This is a genomic window from Vibrio sp. YT-18, assembly GCF_033337345.1.
Lineage (GTDB): Bacteria > Pseudomonadota > Gammaproteobacteria > Enterobacterales > Vibrionaceae > Vibrio > Vibrio alginolyticus.
Window position 1 is genome coordinate 1 of sequence record NZ_JAWOQO010000145.1, and the last position, 1,255, is coordinate 1,255.

Genomic DNA, 1,255 nt, shown 5'->3' on the forward strand with positions numbered 1-1,255 from the left:
TAAGCTTTCCGCTGACTTTGATCGCCTGTGCTATTTGGATGAATGGATTGGCGTCTTTTTTCTCAGCTGTTTTTGCCATTGAGATGTCGACCACCATTCTCGCTATGGGGGTGGTCGTCACTTTGATCGCCGTGAGCGGAGGCGCGTGGACGGTGTCTGTGACGAATGTAATTCAATTAATTTTGCTGATCGCCATTACTCTAGTGATCGGCTATACCGCACTGCAACGCTTTGACTCACCAAGCGAAGTATTTGCGCACGCCACGCCAATTTATGGTGAACAGATCAGGATGCCGTCTCTGTTTGTGATGTGGGCGATCGCCATGCTGCTGCAACAAACCATGAGTAATAACCACACCTTGAGCTGCTATCGCTTTCTGACCACCGCCAACGATAAAGACGCCACCAAGGCCGCATTCGTTGCTGGTGTGCTGTTTGTTTTTGCCCCTGTACTGTGGTTTATGCCAGCGTGGTTCGTGGCAGCGCAAAACATCGATTTACTGGCGATCTATCCTGCACTAGAGCAGAGTGCGAACAACGCTGCTTATCTTTACTACATCCAACATTACATGCCTCAAGGTTTACTCGGATTGGTGATGGTGGCATTGGTGGCCGCGACCATTGCGCCGCTTTCATCAGCACACAACCGCAACGCTGGCATTGTGGTCAAAAGCCTCTACCAAGTGTGGTTCAACCCAAATGCCACCAATCGTCAGCAGTTGATGGTTGGAAAAATTGCAACGATAGTATCTGGCGTATTAGCCACGGTCACAGCTTTGCTGCTGGCGTCTGTTGAGTCGTACAGCTTGTTCGACATGATGATTGTGTTCGCGGCGTTCATTCAGATGCCAATCAACATCCCATCTCTGCTTGCGCTTGTCAGTTTGAAAACACCAAACTGGTCGGGATGGGCCACCGTTATGGTCGGATGCGCAGTATCGCTCTTTATGATGTTTATCTTTGATGTACAGTGGCTCTCTTCCTCACCGTTAACGCCAAGAGAAAGCAAAGACCTGTCCGTGGTCGCAACGCTTGCCGTTCATTTACTGGTGACGGGACGCTTCTTCCTGTCTACTCGGGTCTTTTATGCCAAAGAGTCACCATCAATCCAGCAAAGTCGCACTGCACTTGCGATTCAACTAGCCACACCGATCAGCGACGAGGAGCAGTCCCCTATCAATCATAAGCAAGGACTTTATGTCGGCTCCATCACAGCGTTGGCGGGCATGTTACTGATTCTTGCCGGCGTCGTGTT

Annotated in this window: 1 protein-coding gene; it reads left to right on the plus strand. The window is 50.3% G+C overall.

The window, feature by feature from the left end:
* Positions 1–38: 38 nt before the first annotated feature.
* Positions 39–1,255: sodium:solute symporter family transporter (locus tag R7M72_RS25015; protein WP_411913727.1), on the plus strand; the 1,217-nt coding region annotated here is incomplete at its 3' end.